The sequence below is a fragment of the Planotetraspora kaengkrachanensis genome (genome assembly GCF_016862895.1).
GTDB lineage: Bacteria > Actinomycetota > Actinomycetes > Streptosporangiales > Streptosporangiaceae > Planotetraspora > Planotetraspora kaengkrachanensis.
Map to the genome: position 1 here is coordinate 1 of NZ_BONV01000090.1, position 851 is coordinate 851.

Here is an 851-nt window from a genome sequence, read left to right on the forward strand (position 1 = left end):
GGCGGGATTTGTAGCAGCCGCCGTTGTCGGTCAGGACGCGTTCGATGGTGACGTCGTGGCTGGCGAACCAGGCACGGGCGCGGGTCAGGAAGGCGCTGGCGGTTTCCTTGCGTTCGTCGGTGAGGATCTCGGTGTAGGCCAGCCGGGAGTGGTCGTCCAGAGCGGTGTGCAGGTAGCCGTAGCCGATCACGGGTTTGCAGGAGCGGCGCAGGTCGGTAGTGGCCTGCTTGTTCTTGTAGCCCTGGGTGCGGCCGACCACGCGCCATCCGCCGCCGTCGGGGATGTTGCCCAGTTTCTTGATGTCGACGTGGACCAGTTCGCCGGGACGTTGGCGTTCGTAGCGGCGGATGCGGGTGGCGGTGGCCCGGTCCAGGTGGGCCAGGGGCGGCATCCGGTAGCGGACGAGTATGCGGTGGACGGTGGAGGAGGCAAGGCCGAGGCGGTCGGCGATGCGGGCAGGGCCGAGCCGGTGGGTGACGCGGATCTTGCAGATGCGCCGCTCGATGCGTTGCGGGGTGCGGGCCGGGCTGCGGTGCGGGCGGGAGGAGCGGTCGGCCATGCCGGCTGGGCCGTGCTGCCGGTAGCGCGAGGCCCAGCGGGCCGCAGTGGTGTGGGAGACCTGGAAGCGTTCAGCCGCCCGTCGCAGACTCCACCCGTCATCGACGATGCAACGCGCCAGCCGAAGTCGCCCGGTTTCAGTCAGCGGGGCATTACGGTGGGGCATGAGGGCCTCCGGCGGTCGTGATTCTTGGTCGACTCACACCACGCCAGAAGGCCCTCACCCATTTCAAGACCATCAACAGCGTGTCGCTGATCCCGCTCCGCTGTCACCAACGTCCATGGTCAGTACA

At 68.4% G+C, this 851-nt stretch carries 1 protein-coding gene; it reads right to left on the reverse strand.

Annotated elements, in window-relative coordinates; all coding sequences use genetic code 11:
• Positions 1-724 (reverse strand): IS481 family transposase (locus tag Pka01_RS40480; protein WP_203888328.1); only part of this gene is annotated, 724 nt, incomplete at its 3' end.
• Positions 725-851: the final 127 nt, after the last annotated feature.